Source organism: uncultured Winogradskyella sp. (genome assembly GCF_947495255.1).
GTDB lineage: Bacteria > Bacteroidota > Bacteroidia > Flavobacteriales > Flavobacteriaceae > Winogradskyella.
The window spans coordinates 1-413 of record NZ_CANLYI010000037.1; the positions used below are offsets into that span (position 1 = coordinate 1).

The 413-nt window shown below is 39.7% G+C and carries 1 pseudogene; it reads left to right on the plus strand.

Annotated features, from left to right (window positions below):
- Nucleotides 1-413: pseudogene (locus tag Q0807_RS18870) on the plus strand (hypothetical protein); the annotation flags it as partial.

Consider the following 413-nt stretch of genomic DNA (forward strand, 5'->3'; position numbering starts at 1 on the left):
ACTGGTGGAAATGCTCCTTATTCATATTTATGGTCGGCTTCTGCTGGTAACCAAACAACAGCTGCCATTACGGATTTAGCGGTTGGTAGTTATACTGTGACTGTAACAGATGCTAACAATTGTACGGCTACACAAACTATTACGATTGCTTGTACGGACGATTGTGATACCGCTACGACTTCGGGAACTATTACTAATGTTCTTTGTTTTGGTGAAGCTACTGGTGCAGCAACAGTTTCTGCTAGTTCTGTAATTAACCCTTCTGCTACATATACTTTTACTTGGTCGAATGGTCAGGTTGATACGAATGCAACTTCTAGTACCATTTCTAGTGTATTAGCTGGTAATTATTCAGTAAGTGTCTCTATGGATGGCTCGTCTTGTGATCCTGTTGTTCATAATATTCAAATTAC